We start from the raw sequence: 24417 nt of genomic DNA, 5'->3' as shown, positions 1-24417 counted from the left end.
GGGAGGCAGGCGTTATGCGAATCCCTAAGCGCCCGTTTTGGCGTTAAATTAGCTGCATCGTCACTTCGTATCGGAATCCGCCATGCGCCTCAACAGATCGCGAGCCAGCCAGAACATCGATGACCGACGCAGTCTCGGACGCCAGGTGGGGCGGCGGAGCATTGGTATCGGCACCATCGTACTGGCATTGATCGCCGTGTATTTCGGTGTCGATCCGAACGTCGTGCTGCAGATGGAGGATCAGGTCGCGCCGACGGCGCAGGTGGAGGGGCAGCATGGTGCCCCCACGGACGCGCAGGGGCAGTTCGTGGCCAGGATATTGGGCGAGACGGAAGACGTCTGGAACCAGGTGTTCATGGAACAGACCACCGGCCAATATCGCGCACCGACGCTGGTGTTGTTCCGGGGCGCTACGCCGACGGCCTGCGGCACGGGTCAGTCGGCCATGGGGCCTTTCTATTGTCCCGGCGATCAGAAGGTCTACATCGACCTGTCTTTTTTCGATGAACTGGAGCAGCAGCTGAATGCGCCGGGCGATTTTGCGCAAGCTTATGTGCTTGCCCACGAGATCGGCCATCATGTGCAGAACCAGCTGGGGGCCATGCAGCGCGCCGAACAGATGCGCGGATCGCAACAAGGCGGCAATGCCGCCTCGGTGAGGCTGGAGCTGCAGGCGGATTGCTATGCGGGCGTCTGGGCGCATCACGCCAATGCACAGCGGGAGATTCTCGAGCCCGGCGATATGCAGGAGGCGCTGGACGCGGCCGCCGCCGTGGGCGACGATACCCTTCAGCGGCGCAGCCAAGGTTATGTCGTTCCGGATTCGTTCACGCACGGCAGTTCGGCGCAGCGGGTGTCATGGTTCAAGCGCGGCTTTGACAGCGGCATGTTGCGGGCCTGCGATACCTTTGCCGGCTAGACCGATCCGGCGCCAAATGGAGCGGTCGTTTCGACCGGGTGGTTCAGGGCAAGGCCGCGCGTTGGGGGTATGCTGCTAGCATGATCTATGTACTGTCGAGTCCGTCCACGACATGGCCGATATTCGGCCATCACTGCCAACGCCAAGCGGCATCACGCCCGCGGCCGTTCGTTCAATAATTATTCACAGCCTTGCGCACAGATTCGGTGGATAAGTCGCATGCGCTGACACAGTAATCATGGACTCCAGACAGGAAAACCCAGTCAAGCCGATTCTCGTAGGATGCGCCGGATGGTCCCTGTCCTCGAAGGTGGCGGAGCGCTTTCCCGGCGAGGGCAGCCATCTCGAGCGCTATGCCCGGGTCTTTCCGTCGGTGGAAATCAATTCTTCGTTCTATCGCGCGCATCTTCCCAAGACCTATGCGCGTTGGGCCGAAAGCGTGCCCGATGCGTTCCGCTTCAGTGTCAAGGTGCCGCGCACGGTGACGCATGAGCTCAGGCTGCGAGAGGCCGATGCGGCCATGCATGCGTTCATTGAAGAGGCAAGCTCGCTGGGCGACAAATTGGGTTGCCTGCTGCTGCAGCTTCCTCCCAGTCTGGCGCTGAAGATTCCAACCGCCGTGCCGTTCTTTACCATGCTGCGCGGCCTGACCAGCGTGCCGGTGGTGTGCGAGCCGCGCCATGCGAGCTGGCTCACGCCGGAAGCCGAGCAAATCATGCGGGATGCGGGCGTGGCCTGCGTCCGGGCCGACCCGCAGCCGGTTCCCGGCGCCGAGCCGGCAGGCGATCCCCATACTCTGTATATACGGCTGCATGGCTCGCCCCATATGTACTACTCAGCGTATGACGAGGCCTACATCGATGCGGTAGCGATGCGTATCGCCGAGGCCCGCCGGTCGGGACAGCAGGTATGGTGCATTTTCGACAATACCGCGGCGGGCGAGGCGATACCGAACGCGCTGGCGTTGATGCAGCGGTTGATGGCGATGGGCGAACTTCCCGCGCCGTGACCATGCGCTGGTTTGCGCGACCCTGGACTACGGCCCGTGAACAGCCTCTAGTTCACACGCTCGATCAGCGACATTGCCGCCTGAGGGTTGGACACCTTGTTGCCGGCGATGACGTAGAGATAGACGTCGCGCCCGGCGGTGTCCGGCAACTTGGGCGCGAGCCTGGGCAGGTCCGAGGGTGTGGCGCCGCCGGCCCAAGTCTTTGCTCTTTCGGCCCACTGTGCCAGGACTTTCGCGGGGTAGCCAAGCGGCTCGTCGTGCTGTGTACCCATCAGCCGCACATAGACGAAGGGCGCGGCGACGTCGGCGATGAACGGATGCTTTGAATCGGCGCCCGTCACCACGGCCACAGCGTACTCTCGAGCCAGTGCAATGAATTCGGGCGTCAGGAAGCTGTCGTGGCGCACTTCGACTGCGTGGCGCAAGGGCAGGCCGTCGAGGTTTTTGGGCAGCAGCTTGAGAAAGGCTTCGAAGTCGTCGGCATCGAACACTTTGCTTGGCATGAACTGCCAATTGACCGGGCCGAGCTTGTGCTTGAGCTCTGTCAATCCACCGGCAAGAAAGCGCTCTATCGTTTCCCCCGCGTCTGCCAGTACTTTTCTATGCGTCGCATAGCGCGGCGCCTTGACGGAAAAGACGAAGGAGTCGGGCGTCTGCTCGTACCAGCCCGCATAGACTTCGGGCGTCTGGGCGCGATAGTAGGTACTGTTGATCTCAATTGAAGTCAGCCGCCGGCTGGCGTACTCGAGCTCGCGTTTTTGAGGATGCTTTGCGGGATAGAAGGAGCCCCGCCATGGTTCATACGACCAGCCACCTATGCCTATACGAACGGCGCCGCTGCCTTTCTTGTTCATGATGACTCTCCGTGTCGACGAAGCACTCTCAAAACACATGGCTCCATGGACAAGTCTACATGCTGCGGCGGCAGGGTGCGTTATAGGCCGATCGGCGTAAGAAGACGTCCCTCTGCCAGGAAGGCTCGCACATTGTCCAGCACCAGATTGCACATGGCGGCCCGGGTTTCGCGGGTCGCGCTGCCGACGTGGGGCAGCAACACCACTTGTTCGCTGACAATCAGTTCGGCGGGCACCTCGGGTTCGTGTTCGAACACGTCCAGGCCGGCGCCGGCCAGTTCGCCGTTCTGAAGCGCGGCCACCAGGGCGCGCTCGTCCACCACCGTGCCGCGTGCGACGTTGACGAGGTATCCCTGAGGCCCGAGTGCCTTGAGCACGTCGGCGGAAACCAGATGGAAGGTTTCGGGGCTGCCCGGGCAGGCCACGATCAGAAAGTCGCACCATTGCGCCAATGCGATGAGCGAGGGTTCGTGCTGCCACGGAAGATGAGGTTTGGCGCTGCGCGTGTGATAGCGGATGTCCATGTCGAAGCCCGTGGCGCGGCGTGCAATGACCTGGCCGATCCTGCCCATGCCCAGCAGGCCCAGGCGCTTGCCGCTTACCCGGGTGCTGGGGCGGGTGGGCCCGACCCTGTTCCAGTCGCCGCGCCGTACGTGGCGGTCGGAGGCGGAAAGGCCACGCACCACGTCGATGAGCAAGCCCATCGCCAGGTCGGCCACACAATCGTTGAGCACGTCCGGCGTGTTGCTGACCATTAGGCCGCGGGCGCGGACGGCCTCCATATCGATGGCGTCGTAGCCCACGCCCAGGCTGCAGATGGCCTTCAGGTTGGGCAGTGCATCGATGAGCGAGCGGCCTGCGCCGCCCGTTCCGGTCGTGACCAGCACGGCGAAGTCACCGCCTCGTTCCTGCAGGAACGCTTCCGGGTCGGGCATGTCGCTAAGGATCTCGACGGGACCCAAGGTGGGCAGCTGGCCGGCCAGGCCGGGCGGCAATGGGCCGGCCTGAAGGATTTTCTGAGGCTGGGCCGCCTCGGCGCGGTGTGGGGGCGTTTCGTGGGTAAGCGTCATGATGCGGGCGTAAAGGCGGTGAAATCCACCTGCTTGAGAAGGGTGTTGTGCTGGCGCAGCACCTGGCCTGCCGCCGCCGCTTTGCGTCGATAGGCCAGCCAGCGCGGGTCGGCCTCCAGTGCGGCGCGGCGGCGTTCACGGTCGGCCATGTCGGTGTAGGCCCACAGGTGCACCACCTGGTTCAGTTCGCCGACTTCGGTGGTGTAGTAGCCCAGCGGAGCGCCCAGGTGTTCAGTTTGCACGGCGAGCCCCTCCGCCGCATAGAGCGACAGAAAGTCGCGCAGCAGGCCCGTCTGGATGGTGTAGGTTCTATGGTCGATGATCATGTTGCGAATCCGTTCAAGAGCTATCCCAGATACCTCGGCAGCAGCAGCGAGATCGCCGGAAAGGCCAGCAGCACCGCCAGGCGCAGGACGTCGGCCACCACGAAGGGGATGACGCCCCGGTACAGCGTGCGCATGGTCACGTTGGGCAAAAGGCTTTTCAGCACCATCACATTCATGCCCACGGGCGGCGTGATGAAGCTGATCTCGGTCACCACCACGACGATGATGCCGAACCAGATCAGGTCGAAGCCCAGGTGTTGCACCAAGGGGTAGAAGATCGGCACCGTAAGCAGGACCATGGACATGCTTTCGAGCACACTGCCCAGCACGATGTATATCGCGCAGATAAGCAGTATCACTATCAGGGGATCGATGTCGAAGCGCTGCACCCATTCCTGCAGGTCGCCGGGCAAAGAGGTGAAGTTGATGAAACTGGCGAACAGCAGCGCGCCGATCAGCACCATGAACAGCATGCCGGTGGTGCGGGCCGATTCGACCAGCACTTCGGACAGCACCCGCCAGGTAAGCCGGCCGCGCAGCAATGCGAACAGGAAAGCGCCGCAGGCGCCGATGCCGGCCGCCTCGGTGGAACTGAAGACCCCGCCGTAGATGCCGCCCATGACCACGGCGAACAGCACCAGCACGCCCCACACGTCACGCAGCGCGCGCAGGCGATCCATCCAGCTCAGGCGCTGTCCGGGCAGCCCGGAGTCGGGATCGCGCCATATGGTCCACCGCACGGCAAGCAGATAGAAGCCGACGGCCAGCAGGCCCGGCAGAATGCCCGCGGCGAACATTTTGCCTATGCTCTGTTCGGTCAGGATCGCATAGACCACCATGACCACCGACGGGGGAATCAATATGCCCAGTGTGCCGCCCGCGGCGATGGAGCCGGATGCGAGCGCGCGGCTGTATCCCAGCCTGCGCATTTCGGGATAGGCCACCTTGGACATGGTCGCGGCGGTGGCGAGGCTGGATCCGCATACCGCTCCAAAGCCGCCGCAGGCCACGATGGTGGACATGGCCAGGCCGCCTTTGCGATGCCCCAGGAAGGCATAGGCGGCGGCATAGAGCTCCTTGGACAACCTGGCGCGGGTGATGAAATTGCCCATCAGGATGAACAGGGGCAGCACCGACAGCAGGTACTGGAACCCGCTTTCGCGCACTACGGCGCCGGTCATTGCATAGGCCGACGGCCAGTTGCGCATCAGCCCGACGCCGATGAAACCCACCAGAGCCATGGAAAACGCCACCGGCACGCGCAGAAATATCAGGGCCAGCATGGCCGCGAAGCCGATGAGCGCTTCAGTCATCGGCCGCCTCTTTGCGCAGGTCCCGCCGCAGCAGGCCCAGCTGCACCGCGGTGTTGATGAACAGCATGATGCTCATGAAGTAAACGGCCGGGGCCAGCGGCAGGCCCAGCATGGTGGTCTGGTCGCCGTATTCGCGGGCCGATTCGGCCTGGCTCCAGCTGACCACGGCAAGCAGGGCGCTGATGCCGGCTGCAAGCAGATGCGTGGCGGCGTGGGCGACGCGCGCGCCGCGTTCCCCGAAGGGAAGCGGCAGCAGGTCCACCACCACATGCGCGCGTTCCATCGTCGCCAGTACGATGCCGCAGAAGATGACCCCCACCATGAGTATCTCGGTGAGTTCGACGGAGCCCATCACCGATACATTGAAGACATAGCGCCCCAGCACGTCGGCGAGCGTCAGCAGGGCCAGGGCCGCCATGCATAGCTCGGCCAGACGACGAAGGGCCGCTGCCAGCAGAGGGAAAATGGTTTTCATCGTTTATGGCTTCATTGCAGCGGAGAAGGCGCAGGGCGCACAGCGGGATTGCAGGGGCTGGAACGCGGCCGATCAGCGTCCGCTTTCCAGCTCTTTGAGATTGGCGCGGAACTCTGCAAGTGCGGCCGGCCCGTCGATGCCCTTTTCTTTTGCGGCATCGAGCCAGGCCTGTTCGAACTTCGCCGTACGCTCTTTCACGGCGGCCACGAGTGCGTCGCTGGCCTCATGAAACGCCACATTGTGCTCGCGCAGTGTCTTCAGCGCCGCGACGTCGGCGTCGCCCCAGGCTTTGCCGCCCATGCGCGCAATATGCTCGCCAGACAAGCCGAGCAGTATCTCGCGGTCGCGCTCGGGAAGGCGGTCGAAGGCGCCCTGGTTCATGATGATGCCATGCACGTCGGCGTAAAGGCCGCCCGGGAAGAAAGTGGCATGTTTGACGACGGTGTCCAGACGGAAGGAGGCGACGGATTCCGGCGGAAAGAGCACGCCGTCCACGACCCCGGTGCTCAACAGCTCGTAGGATTCGGGCGCCGGCTTGACGACGGCATTGACATTGAGCGCCTTGGCCACGTCGGCCTGGATGCCGCCGCCTATGCGCAGCTTCAGGCCGTCGAAGTCTTCAATTTTTTCGACGTGCTTTGCAGTCGTGTAGACGCCGCCGGGCCCGTGGCCATAGATGCCGAGCAGCTTGATGCCGCGATGTTCATTGGCCCCATGCAGGTATTTGTCGTAGACGCGCCATGCGGCCACCGATGTCGACTCGGCCGAGTTGCCCGAGAAGGGCAGGACGGCGAATTTCATCAGGTCGAAACGCCCGGGGTAGTACGAATACGAGATGAACGCCAGGTCGACCACGCCGTTGCGCACTGCATCGAGGTGTCCGACCGGATTGGTGGCGGGCTTGGTGAGGAAGTTGATCTTGACCCGGCCTTCGGTGGCCTTTTCAACCTCTTTGGCCCACGGCATCATGAAGTTGGAGACCAGAATGTGGGTATGAGGAATCCAGGTCGAGAAAGTCAGTTCAACGGGCTTGTCGGCTTTGGCGGGGCCGGCCGCCATGGTAAGAGTGGCCAGAGCGACTCCCAGCAGGCGAAAAATCCATCGGTTCTTCATGAGGAAATCCTTTCTTTGGTGGTAGGGTCGGGACAGCAAGCGCGGGATTCGGAAGCAAGGGCCCGCTCAATCAAAGTATCGACGTCGCCGTCATGGTACATGCCCAGCCGCGCGGCGATCGAAGTCGTCAACGGCGGCCATTGCGCGAACTGCTTCTCGAGCTGGGGCTGGGGCTGGAAGTGCAGCTTGGCATCGGCGGAGGGGCCGTAGCGGGATTGCCCGGCCCGCAGCAGCTCTGCCACCTGGATGCGCTGGGCGGGCAGATTCCACGCCCGGCCCGCGGGCAGCTGGGTGTTCTCAACCATGGCCGACTGCATCAGATGCTCGACACAGGCAGGCAAGGACAGCAGCCACATCCAGCCCCCGGGCCCGATGGGGCAGTTGTAGGGGCTTCCTTCGGCCAGCGCGCGGATCAGCGAACTGGCGAAGGAAGACAGCGCGGTATCGGCTGCGGCCGGCCGAGCGACGACCGTGGGCAGGCGAACGGAGCGGCCGTCCAGCCAGCCGCGGCGGCTGTAGTCGGCAAGCAGCAGTTCCACCATGCGCTTTTGTGTTCCGTAGCTTAGCGTGGGCGCGGGCGGCGTGTCGTCGTCCACCTGGCCGGGCAGGGGCGTGCCGAATACCCCGATGCTGCTTGCAAACACCACGACGGGGCATTGCTCCTGCCGCCGCAAGTATTCGAGCAAGGCGAAGGTACCGTGCAGATTGACGCGCAGTCCAAGCGCAAAGTCTTCTTCGGCGCGCCGGCTGGTGATGGAAGCGAGATGGAAAACGGCATCGGGAGCAGGGGCAAGGGCGGCGTCGAGCACAGCCTTGTCGCATAGGTCTCCGGCCACCAGGCGCACGCCGGGCGTGTGATGGCAGGCCCGGTCATCGAGCATGAGGTCGGTCAGGGTCAGGCCTTGCATTTCGCCCGATGCAAGGCGCTTGGCCAATGCGCGGGCCAGTGCCTGGCCGATGTAGCCGTTGGCGCCGGTGACCAACACCTGCTTCATTGCAGCACCCCCCGGTCGATCAAGGGCCGGCACCATGCCAGGCCGTCCGCCGGCAGGGCGCGGGGCTGGTACTCGCAACCCAGCCAGCTGTCATAGCCCAGGCCGGGCAGGGCGGTCACTCCCTCGAGCAGGCCGTGCCGGCCAAGATCGGGCTCATGGCGGCCGTCGGCGCCCGCGATTTGCACATGGCCGATCCAGGGTCCGCAGGCGGCGACGCTGGAAGGCACGTCCAGCCCCTCTTTGACGCAGTGGTAGTAGTCGAACTGCAGGCGAAGGCGCGGCGAATCGAACCGGCTCAGCACTTCGACCACCTGTTCGGGCAGATGGTAGAAATAACCCGGCATATCGCTGCGATTCAGCGCTTCCAGCGTCAGTACGAGGTCATCGGCTTCGGCCACGGCCAATGCATGGTCCAGGTTGCGGCGCAGCGCGGCCATGCAGGCGTCGGGCGATAGTCCGCTCGTGTCCCCGGCCATCACATGGATGCGACGGCATCCGGTGGCATGCGCCACAGCGCGGGCGCGATCGAATGCATGCTGAAAGTGCGTCTGAGCCTCGGGGACGGCCGCCCAGCCCAGGCGCCCCCGGTCTTGATCGACCGGAGTATTGATGAGGGTGAGCGCCAGTTCCGCATCGCTCAGGCGCTGGGCGTACCAGGCAGGCGGATGATCGTAGGGCAGCAGAATTTCAACGCCCCGGAAGCCGTCGCGGGCGGCGGCTTCGAAGCGCTCGCTCCAGTCCAGATGCCGATAGAGCCAGCTGAGGTTGGCGGATAATTGCATGGCGCGGCCTTCCTCAGCCCCCGACCTGCCGTAGGAAGGCGTCGCGCTGTTCGGGCATGACGACGCTGACCACCGCGGACAGTTCCGCTTGCGCTAGGCCCAGCGCGCCCGCCATGCGCAGCATCTGCTGCACACTGGCGGTGACGGGCATGGGCGCGCCGCTTTGCTGGGCGTTGGCGATGACGGTGTCGACATCCTTGAGCATGGTGGACAGCGCGCCGATGCTGCTCGGCGGAGGGTCTATCATGCGCGGAGCGAATATCTGCAGCGGCTTGGAGTCCGCCCAGCCGCCGGCCAATGCGGGCGCCAGTTTATGTACGTCGATGCCGTTGCGCTGGGCGAAGCCGATGGCTTCGGCCAGCGCCACCACCGCAGTGGCGACGATGGTCTGGTTGCACAGCTTGGTTGCCTGGCCGGCTCCCGACGGCCCCATATGCGTGAAGTTGCCCGCGTAGGCCCGCATTGCGGCGGCCGCGTCCTGCATGTAAGTTTCGTTCCCGCCGGCCATGATGGCCAGCGTGCCGGCTTCCACGCCGGGAACGCCTCCCGAAACCGGAGCATCGATCCAGTCGGCGCCGCTGGCCTGTGCCAAGCGGGCCGCCATGCCCCGGGTCGCCTCGGGATCGATGCTGGAATGGTCCGCCAGCCACTTCAAGCCGCTTGCCTGCGCCACGCCTTCCGGACCGAACACCACGGCTTCCACCGCCTTGGCATCGAATAGGCACAGCAGCACGCCGTCGACGCCTTCGGCCGCCTCGCGCGCACTGGCGGCTACCTGGGCGCCGAGGGCACCCAACTGCTGGGCCTTCGCGGCCGAGCGGTTCCATACCTTTACTTCATGGCCCGCTTCCAGGAGGCGCCGCACCATGGCTGCCCCCATCAAGCCCAAACCGCAGAATCCCAGTTTCATGTCATGCGTCCTCGTTGTCTTCCAGCGGCCATTCGGCGGCGCCCGAGTGGGTGACCGCGCCTTCATGGGTCGGCCCCACCAGGCGCGCGTATTTCTCCAGAGCGCCGGCCAGGCGCTCGCGGGCGTACGGCTGCCATCGGGCTTTGCGAGCGACCAGTTCTTCGTCGGTCACATGCAGGTGGATGCTGGCGCGCGTGGCGTCTATGGTGATGCGATCGCCGTCGCGCACCAGCCCGATGGGCCCGCCCGCGGCCGCTTCGGGACTGGCGTATCCGATGCACATGCCGCGCGTTGCGCCGGAGAAACGGCCGTCGGTAAGCAGCGCCACCTTTTCGCCATTGCCCTGGCCGTAGATGGCCGCGGTGACGCTGAGCATCTCGCGCATGCCGGGCCCGCCTTTCGGCCCTTCGTTGCGAATCAGCAGTACATCGCCGGCATTGTAGGCCTGCTGCGATACCACCCGCATGCAGTCTTCTTCGGTTTCGAAAACGCGTGCTCGCCCTTCGAAAGTGAGGGACTTCAGGCCGGCGATCTTCAGCAATGCGCCGTCCGGACAGAGATTGCCCTTGAGGACCACCAGGCCGCCCGAAGCATGGATGGGCTGCGCGCTGTCGCGCACGATGCGGCCGTCGGCGCCGGGAAAGTGCGCCAATGCCTCGGCCAGGGTTTCGCCGGTGATGGTGAGCGCGTCGCCATGCAGGTGGCCGCTTTTCAACAGGGCGTTGAACACCACCGGCGCACCGCCGATGACGTCGAGGTCGCGTGCGAGATAGCGCCCTCCCGGCTGCAGATCGGCAATCAGCGGCGTACGGTTGAACACTTCGGCCAGGTCGTCCATGGTAAAGCGGATGCCGGCCTCGTGCGCAATGGCGGGAATGTGCAGCGCCACATTGGTCGAGCCCCCTGTGGCCGCGACCGCGGCGGCGGCGTTCTCGAGGCTTTTCCGGGTGATGAGGTCGCGCGGCAGCGGCCCGCCGCCGGCCAGGATTTCCATCACGCGGCGGCCGGCGCGGCGGGCCAGGGCATGCCGCTGGCTGTACACCGCCGGAATGGTCGATGAACCCAGAAAGGACAGGCCCAGGGCTTCCGCCACCATGCCCATGGTGTTGGCGGTGAACTGGCCCGGGCAGGAGCCCACCGTCATGGCGCACGTGCGCTCGATGCCGTGCAACTGCTCCAGGGAAATGGCGCCGGTCTGGTAGCGGCCCACGCCCTCGATGGCGGTAAGGACCGTATTTTCGGCGCCGTCCGGCGAGTATCCGGGCAGCATCGAGCCGCCGTAGATGAATACCGAGGGCACGTTCAGCCGCACCATGGCCATCAGCGTGCCGGGCAGCGTCTTGTCGCAGCCGCCCAGGCCTATCAAGGCGTCGTAGGCATGGCCGCGTACGGCCACCTCCATGCTGTCGGCGATGATCTCGCGAGAGATCAGGCTCATGCGCATGCCGTCGTGGTTCATGGAGGTGCCGTCGGACACGGAAATGGTGTTCATCATGACCGGCACGCCGCCGCCTTCGGCCACGCCCAACCGGACGCTGTCCGCCTGGGGCCCCAGCGATTTGGAACAGGGCGTGTTGTCGCCGGCGGTGCCAATGATGGCCACCATCGACTTGGCCAGGTCGTCGTCGTCCAGGCCGGTGGCGCGCAGGAAGGCGCGATGCGGTGTGCGGGTGGCGCCCTCGGTAACCATTTTGGAGCGATGTTTTGTAAGCATGAGGCTAAGGGGTTTGATGATTGATAGAGTGATCTAGTCGGCCAGATCCAGGCGGTCGAACACCCAGGAGATGTCCTCCTGGATGTACTGGCGCGCTTTGCCGAAGTCTCCGGCGCGCAGCGCTTTCACCGTGGATTCATGCAATTGATCAGCGGGCTGTTCGTCGGTGTGCAGCAATTCACGGGTCTCGCGCAGGTAGGCCCCCGACTGCAGCCACAGGCTTTCGATCATCGCCAGCATGACGGGAGACTGCGCGGCGCCATAAATGGTGAAGTGGAAGACCCGGTTTTTTTCAAGGCTGCTGGCAACGCCTTTGCGCGTGCGGCGCGCCTGGGTGATTTCCCGCGCCAGTTGCTCGAGCTCGGCCAGTGTCTGCGAGGCAAGGCAAGGGCCCGCCCACTCGGTGACCATGCCTTCGATCAGTACGCGGGCGCGTCGGATATCGTTCAGGCGCGCCTTGGTGATGAGCGGCACGCGGGTCGTTCCGTTGCGCAAGGGCTCCAGGCCCTGTTGCGCCACCAGGCGCCGCAGGGCTTCGCGCACAGGCATCGTGCTGGTGCCCAGGGCGTCGGCGAGATATTGGATTCCAAGCACCTGGCCGGCACGGTATTCGCCATGCATCAACTTGTTGCTCAGGGCTTGATACACCGCTTCGTTGACGGATTGCCGGACGATGGGCCGGTAGGCCCTCAGCGGAGCGCTTGTGCCCGGGGCATCTGAGTTTTTCATTGGGATTCGCAAAAAGAAACGGGTATCGAGCCAAGATCGTTGATCTTTGATCAAAGTCTAAGGGGAGGCTCGCTCTGCGGCAATAGAGAAAACCCCTATCACGCCGCGTGTGGCGCGGGGCCATGGAAAATAGATAAACTCGAACGCATAAATTTATATACGATTCAAGAATGAAGCCTGAGACAAACTCCATATTCGCCCATGTACCCGCCTATCCCGGCGATCCCATCCTGTCGCTGATGGAGACATTCCAGCGGGATCCGCGGCCGGATAAAGTCAGCCTGAGCATCGGCCTGTATTTTGACGAGGCGGGGCGCCTGCCCGTCCTGGATTCGGTGCGCCGGGCGGTCAGGTCATTGGCCGACAGCACGGATCCATGCGGCTATCTTCCCATGGAGGGCCTGGCCTCATATCGCCGGCTGGTGCAGAACCTCGTGTTCGGCGCCGGGCATGAAGCCGTGCGCGCCGGGCGCATCGCCACCATACAGACGCCCGGCGGCTCGGGCGCGCTCAAGGTCGGAGCCGACTTCATCAAGCGCTATTTCCCGGAAGCCGAAGTCTGGGTCAGCGATCCGACCTGGGAGAATCATGTGGCGATTTTCGAGGGTGCGGGTTTTCGCGCGCACCGCTATCCCTATTACGATGCGGCCACCGGGACGGTCTGTTTCGACAACATGATGGAATCGCTGCGCGGCTTGCCTTCGGGCAGCGTGGTGCTGCTGCATGCAAGCTGCCATAACCCCACGGGCGTCGATCTTTCCCGCGAGCAGTGGCAGGCGCTGATTCCCCTCATCGTCGAGCGCGGGCTGATCCCGTTCGTCGACATGGCGTACCAGGGTTTTGGCGACGGGCTCGACGAAGACGCCTGGTCGGTGCGAGCCTTGGCCGACGCGGGCGCGCAGGCCTTCGTCGCCAATTCGTTCTCGAAGAACTTTTCGCTGTACGGCGAGCGCGTGGGCACGCTCAGCGTGGTATGCACTGACGCGGCCACCGCCGACAATGTGCTGGGCCAGTTGAAGGCCACGGTTCGCCGCAACTATTCCTCGCCGCCTTTGCAGGGAGCGCGGCTCGTCCAGCACGTGCTGCAGTCGCCCGAACTGGCCGCGAGCTGGGAGGCGGATCTGGCCGGAATGCGTGAGCGCATCAAGGACATGCGTGCGCGACTCTACCAGGCATTGCATGACAATTTCGGCGAGCGGCGCGATTTTGGCTTTCTGTTGACTCAGCGCGGCATGTTCAGCTACACAGGCCTTACCGCGCCGCAGGTCGATCGCCTGCGCGAAGAGCACGGCGTATACCTGGTCAGGTCGGGCCGCATGTGCATGTCGGGCCTGTCGCGCGACAATGTGCAATATGTGGCGGACGCCATCACTACTGTACTGGGAGAGTCCCAATGAGCACGTCGCGAACCCCGGCTGGCAACGGCGCCGGCGAAACCGAGCGCATCGTCGCCGAAGAAAAAGCGCAATTGGATTTCAGCCAGTCCATGAGCTACGGCGACTACCTTCATCTGGACGAGGTCCTGGGCGCTCAGCATCCATTGTCGCCCGCGCACGACGAAATGCTGTTCATCATTCAGCATCAGACCAGCGAGCTCTGGATGAAACTGATGCTGCACGAGCTCGCCGCCGCCACGGCGGCGGTGGCGGCCGACCAGCATGCCGACAGTTTCAAGATGCTGGCGCGCGTCTCGCGCATCATGGAGCAGCTGGTCAGCGCCTGGACGGTGCTTTCGACGATGACGCCGCCCGAGTATTCGGCCATGCGTCCCTACCTGGCCAGTTCCAGCGGCTTCCAGAGCGCGCAGTATCGCTGCATCGAATTCGCGCTCGGCAACAAGAATGCCGCCATGCTCAAGCCTCACGCGCACCGGCCCGATCTGCTTGCCCAGGTCGAGGCGGCGTACCGCTCGCCTTCGCTGTATGATGAGTCGCTGCGGCTGCTTGCGCGCCGCGGCCTGGCCATTCCGGCCGACCACCTCGAGCGCGACTGGACGCAGCCGTACGTCGCGAGCCCGCAGGTCGAGGCGGCCTGGTTGACGATCTATCGCGAGCCGCATGCCCACTGGGACCTCTATCAGCTGGGCGAGAAGCTTGCCGACATCGAGGACGCCTTCCGTCTTTGGCGCTTCCGGCACGTCACCACGGTCGAGCGCGTGATCGGCTTCAAGCGCGGCACCGGCGGAACGGGAGGCGTAAGCTATCTCAAGAAGATGCTGGAGGTCGTGCTGTTCCCGGAGATATGGACGGTGAGAACCGCGCTGTAATGCCGGCGCCAAGCACTCGTCCCCTCGCGGCGTTGACGGCGGCGGTGTCGTTGGGCCTTACGATCTTCTTTACGCTGTATTCGCTCGTTCCGGTGACCCGCGCCGACTCGCCCGGGTTGAGCAGCCTTTTTCTCGGGACCATGATGGCTTTCGTCATGGGCGTGCAGGCGTTCACGCCGGCGCTGGTCGGACGGTTTTCCCTTCGATTCGTGCTCGCCGGCTCGGTCGGCCTCGCCGCCGTGGGAGGGCTGATCACCGGCATGTCGGCCAGTACGTCCACCTTGCTCATCGGCGCGGTGGCCGGCGGCGCGGGCTTTGGCACCTTGATCGTTGCCGGCGCGCAGGGTGTGGCGCTGCTCGTGCCCGCCGACAAGCTTGGCAGGGCGCTTGGCGTGTACGGGCTGATCACCATGGCGGCCTCCGCCTTGGGGTCTCCTTTGGGAGTCCAGCTTGCGCTCACGTTCTCGCCGGCCATATTCGGCGTATGCGCCTTGTTTGCAGGCATCATTGCGGCGGGCTTGTCGTTCGGCGTCCCCGCGGCCGTGGGCCGGGTTTCCGGCAGCCGGCCCGCCGCGGCGGCCGAGGAGCGCGGGCATTGCGCCGCCAGCGGGAAGGGCGGGGCGGGACGCCTGCGTAGACTCTTGGCGGATGCGCCGTGGCTGGTGTTGTGTTTCCTGCTCCTTGGAATAATCGTGCTTTCCCACGGGCTGTCGAGCCTGCCCGTGCTGGCCTCGGCCTACGCGGCGGTCGTCATCTTCTCGGTGCAGGCGGGCAATGCGCTGGGGCGCTGGCTGGGCGGTGAACTGGAAGCAAGATCCACTACCGGCGTCACGATCGTGACCGGGGCGGTCCTGCTTGCCGCGGGAGGGATAGCGGGTGTACTGGCTGCCATCCCGGCGGTGGTGGTCGCCGCCGGGGGGCTTGTGGGCCTGGGCGTCGGAATCGTGCAGACCGTCACGCTTCACACGGCGATGCGGCTGATGGACGCGGGTCGTGCTTCGGTCATGTGGAATCTTTCCGTCGATGGCGGCTTGTGGACGGGGGGAATCCTCTGGGGTCTGGCCCTTACCTCGGGATTCGTGGAGGGCGGAGTGCTCTTGGTTTCCACATTGATCGTCTTCGTGAGCGTAACGCTCGTGCTGCAGCTGCGGCGTAGCGGCAGATCAGGCGGCAGCGGCGACTTGGCCCGCGCGACTGATGGAACGCCAGGACGAATACACTAAACCGGCAATGAGCAGCACGGCGGCAATGATGAACGCCAGGCTGATCGGCCTGTCGACAAATATCATGGGGTCGCCTCGTGACAGCAACAGTGCTCGCCGGAAGTTCACCTCGACCATGGGGCCGAGCACGAAGCCCAGCAGCAGGGGCGCAGCCTCGAACCGCAAGCGCATCAATAGATATCCGACAATGCCGAACAGCAGCACGATACCTACGTCGAACAGGTTGTTGTTGGTGCTATAGACGCCCACGCAGACGAAGAACAGTGCCGCAGGATACAAATGCCTGAAGGGTACCGACAACAAACGTATCCATACGCTGATCAAAGGCAGATTCAGCAGGAGCAGCAGTACGTTGCCTACCCAGAAACTTGCAATCAGGCCCCAGAACATGTCGGCATGCTCGACCACCATTTGCGGACCCGGCTGGATGCCGTGGATGATCAGCGCTCCCAGCATCAGCGCCATGACCGGGTCGCCGGGGATGCCCAGGCTGAGCGTGGGGATGAAACCGGTCTGCGTGGCGGCGCTGGTCGCCGCTTCGGGCGCGGCAACGCCTTCTATGGCTCCTCGTCCAAAACGATGCGGCTCTCTGGCGACTTTCTTTTCGGTTGCATAAGCGATGAACGAGGCTATGGTGGGGCCGGTTCCGGGCAGGACGCCAAAGGCCGCCCCGATGCCCGTTCCCCGCATCAGCGCGCCGCGCGACGCTTTGATGTCGCCTTTTTGAGGGCGCAGGGAGCGCGTGGAAACTCGACCCAGCACCTGCGTATGCGCGCCGCCGCCCCGGTTTATATTCTTCAGGAAATCCGCAACCCCGAACAGCCCCATGGCGAGCGCTACGATCTGCAGGCCGTCTTGAAGCTCGGGCACCCCGAAGTCGAAACGAGAAATCCCGCTGTTCACGTCCGTGCCTATCAGGCCTAGAATCAAGCCGACCACCACCATGGCCACGCCCTTGACAGCCGAGCCCTTGGCCAATGTAGCGCCGGCCAGCAGACCCAGCATCATCATTGAAAAATACTCGGCGGGGCCGAACTCGAATGCCAGTTGCACGAGCCATGGCGAGAACAGGATCATGGCCAGGATGCCGAAGGTTGCGCCCAAGAACGAGGAGAACATCAGCATGAACAGCGCAGACCCCGCCTTGCCGTTGCGCGCGAGCGGATTGCCGTCCAGGCATGCGACCGCGTGCGAAGCGGTGCCCGGCAGATTGAGCATGATGGAAGTAATGCCTCCGCCGTACTGAGAGCCATAATACATTCCGGCCAGCATGATCAACGCCGCGGTGGGTGTCATGGCATAGGTCAACGGAAGGAGAATGGATATTGCCGCCAGGGCGCCCATGCCGGGCAAGACGCCTATGAGGTTGCCCATGAACACGCCGAACGCGGCCCACATCAGGTTGTCCAACTGGAAGGCGATGGTAAAGCCGTGCATCAAGCTCGAAAAAGTTTCCATCTATCGTCAACCCCACTGAAGCAAGGGAAACTGCAGCTCGAGCCCCCAAGAAAAAATAAGTATGCCGACCACTGTCACAAACGCCGATAGCAGAAGCGCACTGCGCACTGTGTGCGTGCGATCGCCCAGCGCCGATATGAACACCAATGCAAATGTGGCGGGCAGCAAGCCGCCGTATCTGCCGAGGGTGATGAAGGCGATGACGCCGCCGATGATGCAGCCCCAGCCTCGCCATTGAGGAGGGGCGTCGGCATCCTCGCCTTCTTCATCGGGCGACATGCCGCCGGTAAACAGGCAGAGCAGGCCCAGGAAGGTCAGCAGCGTGCCAAGCGCTACGGGGAAGAAGCCCGGCCCTATCCTTGCCAGGGAGCCTAAAGAGTAGCCGCTTCCTATCAGAACGACTCCAAGGCCGAGCGTGCACAGCAGGGCACTGGCCCACGCCTCTCGCTTATTGATCCTGAACTTCAAGAGCATCCCTCTTTTTTTTTGCCGACAGGGATCCGCCCCGGTCCATCCAGGGGCGGGCCGAGACGCGGTTTGCGCGCGTTTACCAGTCAATGCTGATGTCTGCGTTGCGCGCCACTTCTTTGTATTGTTCGATCTGGGTCTGCATGGTCGCCGTCAATTCTTCGGACGTGCTCCCGATGGGCTCTATGCCTAGCGCCTGAAGCCTCTCCTGGATCCCGGGCTCTTGCACGATGTCGCGTACGGTCTGCTCGAGTTTGTTCAGAACTTCAGGAGGCGTGCCGGCCGGCGCGAACAGACCGGACCACAGCATCATTTCATAGCCAGGATAGTTTGCTTCCCGAACAGTCGGCACATCGGGCAATGACGAAATACGCTGCCCGGTGGTGACTGCGAGCGCGCGCAGGGAGTCGGCCTTGATTTGCGGAACGGCTGCCGAGCTGTCGGCGAAGGTGACCGGCACTTCGCCGCTGAGCACCGCATGGACCGCCTGGGCGCTTCCGGTATAGGGAATATGATGCAGCTTGATTTGCGCTTGCTGCGCGAACATCTCGGTGGCGAGCTGGAACGATGTCGCCGCCGAGCCGTAGTCTATGCTGTCGGGGTCCTTCCTTGCGGCTTGCACGAAGTCATCGAGCGTTTTGTACGGGCTGTCGGGCTTTACCGTGACCAGCAAGGGAAACCCGCCGACCATGCTGATGGGCGCGAAGTCTTTCAGCGGGTCATACGGAAGCTTGCGGTATACGGCGGGGTTGACGGCCATGCCGCTGCTTGGGCCGACCAGCAGGGTATAGCCGTCAGGCTTCGACTTTCTGACGGCGTCGAAGGCAATGAACCCGTTCGCACCGGGCCGGTTTTCCACCACAAAGGGCTGGCCGAGAACGTTTTGAAGCCTTTCCGCCAGCAGACGCGCGAGCACGTCGTTGCCGCCGCCGGGCGGAAATCCGGCAATGATCTTGACGACGCGCTCAGGGTAAGAGGCCTGCTGGGCGGCGGCGGGTCCGCCGGCCAGGGCGCCGAAGGCCAGCGCGGCGGCAATCATGTTTTTCATCTTCATATGGGTCTCCTCACTGCGGCCGTTCGCGACGGCGCAATCACAAAGTGCTGCCTGGCTCCCACTTTATGATCCAAGAAGACGATTGTCATGGTTGTGCGTGCCACGCGATTTGTCTGACAGTGTCAGGCTGGCGTATGGGCTTGGCGAGCTGTATCCGGACCGGGGCAGGCGCCCAGGGGTAAACCCCGTTGCGGTCCGTTGGCGCTCTGATTAGACTAATTAATTCTATTGATTCACCAGCAGTGTTGGCAGTTTCTCGAGTATTTCTGAATTCTATGTCTGCAGATTGGCAAGCCTGGAACACAAATCGAAGCTTGAATCCCATTGAGTTTTGGCTTGATGCGGTGCGTAGCGGTATTATGGATACCGATTTTGCGGCGAGCGAACCCCAGTTCGAAGGCGCCATGTACAGCCGCCAGCATCAAGATATCAGGCTGGTCAATTTCACCAACTCACCGCACCGTATTTTCCGCCGGGCTCCGCGGCTGCGCCGCACGACCGAAGACAGCCTGATCTTGAGTTTTCAATGGTCCGGAACCGCTCATATCTTGCAGGGCCGGAAAGAGGGCGTATCGAGGCCGGGCGACTTCTGCCTGCTGGACACGTCCTCTGCGTTCGAAGTGGCCTTCCCCCAGCACACCAAGCGCAGCCTCGTCGTGATGCCGCGGCATGCGCTGGGCGCCCGGCTGCCCGTCGTCATGCGTTCGTTCGGACCTCTGTTCATCCGCAAAGAAGATACATTGGCCCCATTGCTCAAAGAGCTGGTCGTCACGCTGACAAACCATCAGCGAAGCACGCAGAGGCAGTCGGTCGAGACCTTGGTTGGCGCCCTGGCGGCCGTGCTCGGCATGCATTTCGTCGATGCCGGAGTCTCTGTACCCACGGCGACCGAATCCTCATTTGAAATCGTAAAGCGCTATGTCGATCGGCATCTGGCCGACGCCGAGCTGTCCGCCGCGCAGGTGGCGTCCGCGTGCCGCGTTTCGCTGCGCACTCTGCATAGATTGTTTGCCAGGCATGGCGACACATCGTTCGAAGCGTATCTGATCCGGTCCCGGCTGGACATGGCCAATGACTTGCTGGGCGCGGCAGCGGCGGCCAGCGTCACCGAGATCGCATACGCATGCGGGTTCAACAATCCTTCGCATTTCACCAAGCGCTACACCGAGCGCTTCGGACATCCTCCCAGCCATGCCCTGAAAAAACGCGGCCTCCCGAGATGAGTGGGTCGGCTCGCCCAGACCGGCCGCCCGCCGAACGGCGCTTGCCGAAGCGCTTGGCCCCGAGGCCATGTCGATGACATGCGAAGTCAGGTCAGGCTTTCTTTCCTGCTCCGGGCGTCTGGGCGGTGTCCTTGCGGTCTCGCGGGGATGACGCTTGCGCGGAGTCCTTGCGGCCTTCCGCGCCTGATGTTTCAGCGGCGCCCTTTTGAGCATCGCCGCCGGGTCGGCCTGTCCGCGTAAAGGGGCCGCTGCGGCTTTCCAGGTCTTCCTCGGCTTCATACTGCTGGCTGCGCACCGGCGTATGCCCTTGTCCACCGCCGCCGAATGCATAGCCCTGCTCGGTGCGTTCCTCGGGCGCTATCCCGCCGCCGTCCAGTTCGCCTCCGCCATGGCCGGCTGCTCGAAGGCCGGTATGCGTCCGTTCGTAGGGCGTTTCTTCCGTCCCCGGCTGGGCGTCGGCCTTGCCCTGGATATTGCGGTTCGGCTTTTCGTGGCTTTGCAATGTGTCTTTGCGGCCGGTCTTGGATTCGTCTGGCATATCGCTCTCCTGGCTGGGTTCTGCGTTCCGCGCCGCTTGGCAAGGCGGGCCGAACATGTGGATCCGATGTGTACAGAGAGCAAAAGGCATTCCTGCCCGGCATGGCAGTTGCTCCGGAATGGTCTTTGCCAAGTGAAGGAAACCGATATGGCTGGCCACATCAAGCCAGGCATCGTGCGCGTCGGCATATCCGGGTGGCGCTATGGCGGTTGGCGCGGTCTTTTTTACCCCGAGGGCCTGCGCCAGGCGAGCGAACTGCATTTCGCCTCGCGCGCGATGAACACCATAGAAATAAACGGGACGCACTACAAGCTTCAGTCGCTCAAAAGCTTCAGGGCTTGGTACGACGAGACGCCGTCCGACTTTGTCTTCAGTGTAAAAGGCTCTCGGTATCTGACCCACATACTGCGTTTCCGGAATGAGACCGCCCAGGTGGCCATGGCGAACTTCTTCGCTCAGGGGGTATTTTTGCTTCGGGAAAAGCTTGGGCCGATACTCTGGCAGTTTCCGCCGAACTTCAAGTTCGAGGCCGGGCGCTTCGAGGCTTTTCTGGCCATGCTTCCCAAGGACGGCAGTGGCGCGCTCGAGCTGGCCCGGCGCCACGACCAGCACGTCAAGGAGCCCTATGTGGCCATCGACCAGAACCGCCCCATGCGCCACGCGGTCGAGATCCGCCACGATAGCTTTCGGGACGCGGCATTCATAAAGCTGCTGCGCAAATACCGCTGCGGCCTGGTGGTCTCGGATTCCACCGCGAATTGGCCCTGTGTGCAGGACCTCACGTCTGATTTCGTTTACTTGCGGCTGCATGGCACGCAAACCAAGTATGCCGGTGAATACACGGATGCGTCGCTGGATCGCTGGGCCGCCCGGATTCGGCAATGGGCGGCTGGAAGCCAGCCCGCGGACGCCCGCCTGATCGCGCCGGATTTGGCGTCCCGCAAGCGATCGCGGCGAGACGTGTATTGCTACTTTGACAATGACACGAAAAGCCAGGCGCCTTTCGACGCCCAGCGCCTTGCCCAGCGGCTGGACGGCGGGGGGAAACAGCGCTAATCTACGATCCCTCCGTGTAAAGATCATGTTTCCATGCCTGTCGCATGGGCGGCTTTGCGCCGGACTGCTCCAGGGCCCCGGGGATATCCAGGTGATTTTCGCGTGATGACCGCTGCACCGCTTTCGACGGACACCGCCGGCGTCCTCGCGTCCGCCGTGCCGGAGCGCTTTGCCGCCGAGCTGTTCGCCGCCCTGCAGGCCGGTGAGCGGGTGAGGGCCTGCCTCGAAACCGATCTCGACGCAAAATTGCGCTTTGCCGTCGGGCTGGTCGTGGTCACCGACCGCCGCGTGCTGGCCCGCGCTCCGCAGGACGCATCCTGGCAAAGCTGGCCGTTGCGGTCCGGGCTGCGGCTCGAGCATCTCGATCATGCCGGTGTCGGCCAGCTCGAGCTGCTCGACGATCGGGGCCGATTGGCTTGCTGGCGCTACACGCTCGGACGCAATGTCGCGGCCATGGAGCTCATCGCCGCGTTCGAGCTGTGCCGCGACGGCCCGGCGAACGGCGCAGCATGCCGGGAACAGGCTGCCGAGGGCGTCTGCTCCAAATGCAGGACGCCGCTGACGCCTGAAGGCGAATGTCCCGCTTGTATGCGTGGAACCGCCGCGCCATCGACCTGGACGCTGCTGCGCCTCTGGCGCTTCGCCCGGCCATACCGCTGGCGCTTGTTCGCCGGTTTCGCGCTGACGCTGGCCTCGACCGCGGCGACGCTGGTGCCGCCGTATCTCACCATGCCGCTGATGGACAAGGTGCTGATTCCGTTTCAGAACGGCCGACCCATCGATTGGCCATTGGTCCGCATGTATCTGGGCGGCCTCCTGGGCGCCGCGGCGCTCGCCTGGGTGCTGGGATGGCTGCGCACTTATGTTCTGGCACGGGTTTCCGAGCGCATCGGCCGCGACCTGCGCACGCGGACCTACGAGCATCTGCTGGGCCTGTCGCTCGAATACTTCGGCGGCAAGCGCACCGGCGATCTGATGGCGCGCCTGGGCAATGAGACCGACCGGATCAACATCTTCCTGTCGCTCGATCTGCTCAATTTCGCCACCGACGTGCTGATGATCGCCATGACTTCGGTGATTCTGTTCTCGATCAACCCGTGGCTGGCGCTGGTCACGCTGCTGCCTTTGCCCATCATCGCGTGGCTGATCCACCTGGTGCGCGAGCGGCTACGCACCGGCTTCGAGAAGATCGACCGCGTCTGGGCGGAAGTCACCAATGTGCTGGCCGACACCATCCCGGGCATACGCGTTGTCAAGGCATTCGCCCAGGAAAAGCGCGAGGCGGCGCGCTTTCGCGATGCCAACGAGCACAATCTGGCGATGAACGACAAACTGAACCGGACCTGGTCGCTCTTCACGCCGACCGTGACGCTGCTGACCGAAATCGGCCTGCTCATCGTCTGGGTGTTCGGAATCTGGCAGATCGCCCGCGGCGATTCCTCCGTCGGCGTGCTGACCGCCTTTCTCGCCTATATCGGACGCTTCTACACGCGCCTGGATTCGATGAGCCGCATCGTCTCGGCGACGCAGCGGGCCGCGTCCTCGACCAAACGCATCTTCGATATTCTCGACCACGTTTCCAGCGTGCCCGAGCCGGCCAATCCGGTGCGCCTGGGTAAGGTGGCCGGCCGCATCGAACTGCAGCGCGCCAGTTTCCGCTACGGCACCCGCGCAGTCATCAGGGATGTGGACCTGGTCATTCAACCCGGCGAAATGATCGGCCTGGTCGGACACTCCGGATCGGGCAAGTCCACCCTGGTCAACCTGATCTGCCGCTTCTACGACGTAGCCGAGGGGCGGGTGCTGATCGACGGCGTCGACGTGCGCTCCGTCCCGGTCAATGAGTTTCGCCGGCATATCGGGCTGGTGCTGCAGGAGCCGTTCCTGTTTTTCGGAACGATTGCCGACAATATCGCTTACGGCAAGCCCGAGGCCACGCGCGCCGAAATCATCGATGCCGCGCGCGCCGCCCATGCCCACGAGTTCATTCTGCGCCTGCCGCATGGCTATGATTCGCTGGTCGGCGAGCGCGGCCAGGGCCTGTCCGGCGGCGAGCGCCAACGCATTTCGATCGCCCGCGCGCTGCTGATCGATCCCCGCATCCTGATCCTCGATGAAGCCACGTCGGCGGTCGATACCGAGACCGAGAACGAGATCCAGAAGGCGCTGGACAACCTGGTCAAGGGGCGTACCACCATCGCCATCGCCCACCGTTTGTCCACGCTGCGCAAGGCCGATCGGCTGGTGGTCATGGACCGCGGCCGGATCGTCGAGATCGGCTCCCACGACCGGCTGATGGCCGCAGAGGGCTACTACTACAAGCTCTTCATGGCGCAGGCGCGCACCGCCGAGAACGGCGACGAGGCATCGCCGCTCAGCGAAGCCGCCCGGCCGGTAATATCCGAAACCGCATCGGAACGATCATGATGGTCGATTCTTTTCAATTGCAGCGCGACGCCTACGGCCGGCTGGTCCTGACGACTTTCGACGGCCGGCGCCATGTCGGCGTCACGCCGGTACGGGCCTTTCCCATCGCTGCGCCGGACGAGGGGCTGTCTCTGGTCAGCGCCGAAGGACATGAGGTCGGCTGGGTCGAACGCCTGTCGGGCCTGCCGGCGCCCATCCGCGCCATGATCGAAGAAGAGTTGGCGGCGCGCGAATTCATACCCGAGATCGAACGCATTGTCGAGGTGTCAGGCTTCGTTTGTCCGAGTACGTGGAAAGTGCTGACCGACCGCGGCCCGACCGAGCTGACATTGAAGGGCGAAGAGGATATCCGCCGGCTGGGCCGCACGCGTCTGATGGTCGCCGATAGCCATGGCGTCCATTTTCTGGTGCGCGACGTAGCCGCGTTGGACAAGCGAAGCAGGAAGCTGCTGGACCGTTTTCTGTGAAGAGAGTTTTGTAATAAAAAGTATCAAT

The 24417-nt window shown here is 63.7% G+C and carries 24 protein-coding genes; 9 read left to right on the top strand and 15 right to left on the bottom strand.

Going from position 1 to position 24417, the window contains the following annotated elements:
- The first annotated feature begins 82 nt into the window (after positions 1–82).
- On the top strand, positions 83–919 hold the full coding sequence (ypfJ, locus tag CSC67_RS17305) for a KPN_02809 family neutral zinc metallopeptidase (protein WP_118995696.1): 837 nt from the start codon (positions 83–85) through the stop codon (positions 917–919).
- A 238-nt stretch (positions 920–1157) separates the two neighbouring features.
- Complete coding sequence (locus CSC67_RS17300; protein ID WP_118995695.1) at positions 1158–1928, top strand: DUF72 domain-containing protein; 771 nt, start codon at positions 1158–1160, stop codon at positions 1926–1928.
- A 47-nt stretch (positions 1929–1975) separates the two neighbouring features.
- Here CSC67_RS17300 and CSC67_RS17295 read toward each other — a convergent pair whose 3' ends face one another.
- From CSC67_RS17295 to CSC67_RS17245, 11 genes are all read right to left on the bottom strand, one after another.
- The gene (locus CSC67_RS17295) at positions 1976–2782 is read right to left on the bottom strand and encodes a DUF72 domain-containing protein (RefSeq protein ID WP_118995694.1); all 807 of its coding nucleotides are present in this window, start codon (positions 2780–2782) and stop codon (positions 1976–1978) included.
- An 80-nt stretch (positions 2783–2862) separates the two neighbouring features.
- A complete protein-coding gene (locus CSC67_RS17290; protein ID WP_118995693.1) occupies positions 2863–3852 on the bottom strand; it encodes a 2-hydroxyacid dehydrogenase in 990 nt (329 codons plus the stop codon).
- On the bottom strand, positions 3849–4178 hold the full coding sequence (locus CSC67_RS17285; protein WP_118995692.1) for an NIPSNAP family protein: 330 nt from the start codon (positions 4176–4178) through the stop codon (positions 3849–3851). Before CSC67_RS17285 ends, CSC67_RS17290 begins: the two co-directional genes overlap by 4 nt.
- Before the next feature lie 20 nt (positions 4179–4198).
- The gene (locus tag CSC67_RS17280) at positions 4199–5491 is read right to left on the bottom strand and encodes a TRAP transporter large permease (protein ID WP_118995691.1); all 1293 of its coding nucleotides are present in this window, start codon (positions 5489–5491) and stop codon (positions 4199–4201) included.
- Positions 5484–5966 (bottom strand): TRAP transporter small permease, encoded by a 483-nt coding sequence (locus CSC67_RS17275; protein WP_118995690.1) that lies wholly within the window; start codon positions 5964–5966, stop codon positions 5484–5486. The genes CSC67_RS17280 and CSC67_RS17275 overlap by 8 nt, the downstream gene beginning before the upstream one ends.
- A 72-nt stretch (positions 5967–6038) precedes the next feature.
- Positions 6039–7079, bottom strand: a complete 1041-nt coding sequence (locus CSC67_RS17270) for a TRAP transporter substrate-binding protein (protein ID WP_118995689.1) — start codon at positions 7077–7079, stop codon at positions 6039–6041.
- Positions 7076–8074, bottom strand: coding sequence for an NAD-dependent epimerase/dehydratase family protein (locus CSC67_RS17265; protein ID WP_118995688.1), 999 nt, complete (start codon positions 8072–8074; stop codon positions 7076–7078). The genes CSC67_RS17270 and CSC67_RS17265 overlap by 4 nt, the downstream gene beginning before the upstream one ends.
- Positions 8071–8856: a hydroxypyruvate isomerase family protein gene (locus tag CSC67_RS17260; RefSeq protein WP_118995687.1), complete on the bottom strand. Its 786-nt coding sequence runs from the start codon at positions 8854–8856 to the stop codon at positions 8071–8073. The genes CSC67_RS17265 and CSC67_RS17260 overlap by 4 nt, the downstream gene beginning before the upstream one ends.
- Positions 8857–8869: 13 nt before the next feature.
- Complete coding sequence (locus tag CSC67_RS17255) at positions 8870–9766, bottom strand: NAD(P)-dependent oxidoreductase (protein ID WP_118995686.1); 897 nt, start codon at positions 9764–9766, stop codon at positions 8870–8872.
- A 1-nt stretch (position 9767) separates the two neighbouring features.
- A complete protein-coding gene (gene ilvD, locus CSC67_RS17250) occupies positions 9768–11480 on the bottom strand; it encodes a dihydroxy-acid dehydratase (protein ID WP_118995685.1) in 1713 nt (570 codons plus the stop codon).
- Between the two features lie 33 nt (positions 11481–11513).
- Positions 11514–12209: a GntR family transcriptional regulator gene (locus CSC67_RS17245; protein ID WP_118995684.1), complete on the bottom strand. Its 696-nt coding sequence runs from the start codon at positions 12207–12209 to the stop codon at positions 11514–11516.
- A 191-nt stretch (positions 12210–12400) separates the two neighbouring features.
- On the opposite strand from CSC67_RS17245, the gene CSC67_RS17240 reads away from it, so the two are divergent.
- Genes CSC67_RS17240 through CSC67_RS17230 form a run of 3 tightly spaced genes read left to right on the top strand, consistent with a single transcriptional unit; the run spans position 12401 to position 15698 of the window.
- Positions 12401–13606, top strand: a complete 1206-nt coding sequence (locus CSC67_RS17240) for an amino acid aminotransferase (protein WP_209304347.1) — start codon at positions 12401–12403, stop codon at positions 13604–13606.
- A complete protein-coding gene (gene kynA / locus CSC67_RS17235) occupies positions 13603–14475 on the top strand; it encodes a tryptophan 2,3-dioxygenase (RefSeq protein WP_118995682.1) in 873 nt (290 codons plus the stop codon). The genes CSC67_RS17240 and kynA overlap by 4 nt, the downstream gene beginning before the upstream one ends.
- Positions 14451–15698, top strand: coding sequence for an MFS transporter (locus CSC67_RS17230; protein WP_118995681.1), 1248 nt, complete (start codon positions 14451–14453; stop codon positions 15696–15698). Before kynA ends, CSC67_RS17230 begins: the two co-directional genes overlap by 25 nt.
- Here CSC67_RS17230 and CSC67_RS17225 read toward each other — a convergent pair.
- The 3 genes from CSC67_RS17225 to CSC67_RS17215 all read right to left on the bottom strand — a co-directional run bounded on the left by CSC67_RS17225 (position 15639) and on the right by CSC67_RS17215 (position 18678).
- A complete protein-coding gene (locus tag CSC67_RS17225) occupies positions 15639–17156 on the bottom strand; it encodes a tripartite tricarboxylate transporter permease (protein ID WP_118995680.1) in 1518 nt (505 codons plus the stop codon). The two genes, CSC67_RS17230 and CSC67_RS17225, sit on opposite strands and share 60 nt — an antisense overlap.
- A 6-nt stretch (positions 17157–17162) precedes the next feature.
- Complete coding sequence (locus tag CSC67_RS17220; protein ID WP_118995679.1) at positions 17163–17630, bottom strand: tripartite tricarboxylate transporter TctB family protein; 468 nt, start codon at positions 17628–17630, stop codon at positions 17163–17165.
- 73 nt (positions 17631–17703) lie between these two features.
- A complete protein-coding gene (locus tag CSC67_RS17215) occupies positions 17704–18678 on the bottom strand; it encodes a Bug family tripartite tricarboxylate transporter substrate binding protein (RefSeq protein ID WP_245220272.1) in 975 nt (324 codons plus the stop codon).
- A 275-nt stretch (positions 18679–18953) separates the two neighbouring features.
- Between CSC67_RS17215 and CSC67_RS17210 the strand changes: the two genes are divergently transcribed.
- Positions 18954–19901, top strand: coding sequence for a helix-turn-helix domain-containing protein (locus CSC67_RS17210; protein WP_118995678.1), 948 nt, complete (start codon positions 18954–18956; stop codon positions 19899–19901).
- A 91-nt stretch (positions 19902–19992) separates the two neighbouring features.
- Here the strand turns inward: CSC67_RS17210 and CSC67_RS17205 are convergent, their stop codons facing one another.
- Positions 19993–20439 carry a hypothetical protein gene (locus tag CSC67_RS17205; protein ID WP_118995677.1) on the bottom strand — a complete coding sequence of 149 codons (447 nt, stop codon included), beginning with the start codon at positions 20437–20439 and terminating at the stop codon, positions 19993–19995.
- Positions 20440–20586: 147 nt separating this feature from the next.
- On the opposite strand from CSC67_RS17205, the gene CSC67_RS17200 reads away from it, so the two are divergent.
- The 3 genes from CSC67_RS17200 to CSC67_RS17190 all read left to right on the top strand — a co-directional run bounded on the left by CSC67_RS17200 (position 20587) and on the right by CSC67_RS17190 (position 24389).
- The gene (locus CSC67_RS17200) at positions 20587–21495 is read left to right on the top strand and encodes a DUF72 domain-containing protein (protein WP_118995676.1); all 909 of its coding nucleotides are present in this window, start codon (positions 20587–20589) and stop codon (positions 21493–21495) included.
- Positions 21496–21600: 105 nt separating this feature from the next.
- Positions 21601–23922 carry a cyanophycin metabolism-associated ABC transporter gene (locus CSC67_RS17195; RefSeq protein ID WP_118995675.1) on the top strand — a complete coding sequence of 774 codons (2322 nt, stop codon included), beginning with the start codon at positions 21601–21603 and terminating at the stop codon, positions 23920–23922.
- A complete protein-coding gene (locus tag CSC67_RS17190; RefSeq protein WP_118995674.1) occupies positions 23919–24389 on the top strand; it encodes a cyanophycin metabolism-associated DUF1854 family protein in 471 nt (156 codons plus the stop codon). The genes CSC67_RS17195 and CSC67_RS17190 overlap by 4 nt, the downstream gene beginning before the upstream one ends.
- Positions 24390–24417 lie beyond the last annotated feature (28 nt).

It is taken from the genome of Pusillimonas caeni (assembly GCF_003545815.1).
Classification (GTDB): domain Bacteria; phylum Pseudomonadota; class Gammaproteobacteria; order Burkholderiales; family Burkholderiaceae_B; genus Pusillimonas; species Pusillimonas caeni.
Note: the sequence above shows the minus strand (reverse complement) of the source record. Positions and strands in the feature narration are given on the sequence as shown.

Excerpts from the sequence above, each read along its gene's own strand:
- ypfJ (WP_118995696.1), top strand. The coding sequence starts at position 83 with ATGCGCCTCAACAGATCGCGAGCCAGCCAGAACATCGATGACCGACGC.
- CSC67_RS17300 (WP_118995695.1), top strand. The coding sequence starts at position 1,158 with ATGGACTCCAGACAGGAAAACCCAGTCAAGCCGATTCTCGTAGGATGC.
- CSC67_RS17295 (WP_118995694.1), bottom strand. The coding sequence starts at position 2,782 with ATGAACAAGAAAGGCAGCGGCGCCGTTCGTATAGGCATAGGTGGCTGG.
- CSC67_RS17290 (WP_118995693.1), bottom strand. The coding sequence starts at position 3,852 with ATGACGCTTACCCACGAAACGCCCCCACACCGCGCCGAGGCGGCCCAG.
- CSC67_RS17285 (WP_118995692.1), bottom strand. The coding sequence starts at position 4,178 with ATGATCATCGACCATAGAACCTACACCATCCAGACGGGCCTGCTGCGC.
- CSC67_RS17280 (WP_118995691.1), bottom strand. The coding sequence starts at position 5,491 with ATGACTGAAGCGCTCATCGGCTTCGCGGCCATGCTGGCCCTGATATTT.
- CSC67_RS17275 (WP_118995690.1), bottom strand. The coding sequence starts at position 5,966 with ATGAAAACCATTTTCCCTCTGCTGGCAGCGGCCCTTCGTCGTCTGGCC.
- CSC67_RS17270 (WP_118995689.1), bottom strand. The coding sequence starts at position 7,079 with ATGAAGAACCGATGGATTTTTCGCCTGCTGGGAGTCGCTCTGGCCACT.
- CSC67_RS17265 (WP_118995688.1), bottom strand. The coding sequence starts at position 8,074 with ATGAAGCAGGTGTTGGTCACCGGCGCCAACGGCTACATCGGCCAGGCA.
- CSC67_RS17260 (WP_118995687.1), bottom strand. The coding sequence starts at position 8,856 with ATGCAATTATCCGCCAACCTCAGCTGGCTCTATCGGCATCTGGACTGG.
- CSC67_RS17255 (WP_118995686.1), bottom strand. The coding sequence starts at position 9,766 with ATGAAACTGGGATTCTGCGGTTTGGGCTTGATGGGGGCAGCCATGGTG.
- ilvD (WP_118995685.1), bottom strand. The coding sequence starts at position 11,480 with ATGCTTACAAAACATCGCTCCAAAATGGTTACCGAGGGCGCCACCCGC.
- CSC67_RS17245 (WP_118995684.1), bottom strand. The coding sequence starts at position 12,209 with ATGAAAAACTCAGATGCCCCGGGCACAAGCGCTCCGCTGAGGGCCTAC.
- kynA (WP_118995682.1), top strand. The coding sequence starts at position 13,603 with ATGAGCACGTCGCGAACCCCGGCTGGCAACGGCGCCGGCGAAACCGAG.
- CSC67_RS17230 (WP_118995681.1), top strand. The coding sequence starts at position 14,451 with ATGGACGGTGAGAACCGCGCTGTAATGCCGGCGCCAAGCACTCGTCCC.
- CSC67_RS17225 (WP_118995680.1), bottom strand. The coding sequence starts at position 17,156 with ATGGAAACTTTTTCGAGCTTGATGCACGGCTTTACCATCGCCTTCCAG.
- CSC67_RS17220 (WP_118995679.1), bottom strand. The coding sequence starts at position 17,630 with ATGCTCTTGAAGTTCAGGATCAATAAGCGAGAGGCGTGGGCCAGTGCC.
- CSC67_RS17215 (WP_245220272.1), bottom strand. The coding sequence starts at position 18,678 with ATGAAGATGAAAAACATGATTGCCGCCGCGCTGGCCTTCGGCGCCCTG.
- CSC67_RS17210 (WP_118995678.1), top strand. The coding sequence starts at position 18,954 with ATGTCTGCAGATTGGCAAGCCTGGAACACAAATCGAAGCTTGAATCCC.
- CSC67_RS17205 (WP_118995677.1), bottom strand. The coding sequence starts at position 20,439 with ATGCCAGACGAATCCAAGACCGGCCGCAAAGACACATTGCAAAGCCAC.
- CSC67_RS17200 (WP_118995676.1), top strand. The coding sequence starts at position 20,587 with ATGGCTGGCCACATCAAGCCAGGCATCGTGCGCGTCGGCATATCCGGG.
- CSC67_RS17195 (WP_118995675.1), top strand. The coding sequence starts at position 21,601 with ATGACCGCTGCACCGCTTTCGACGGACACCGCCGGCGTCCTCGCGTCC.
- CSC67_RS17190 (WP_118995674.1), top strand. The coding sequence starts at position 23,919 with ATGATGGTCGATTCTTTTCAATTGCAGCGCGACGCCTACGGCCGGCTG.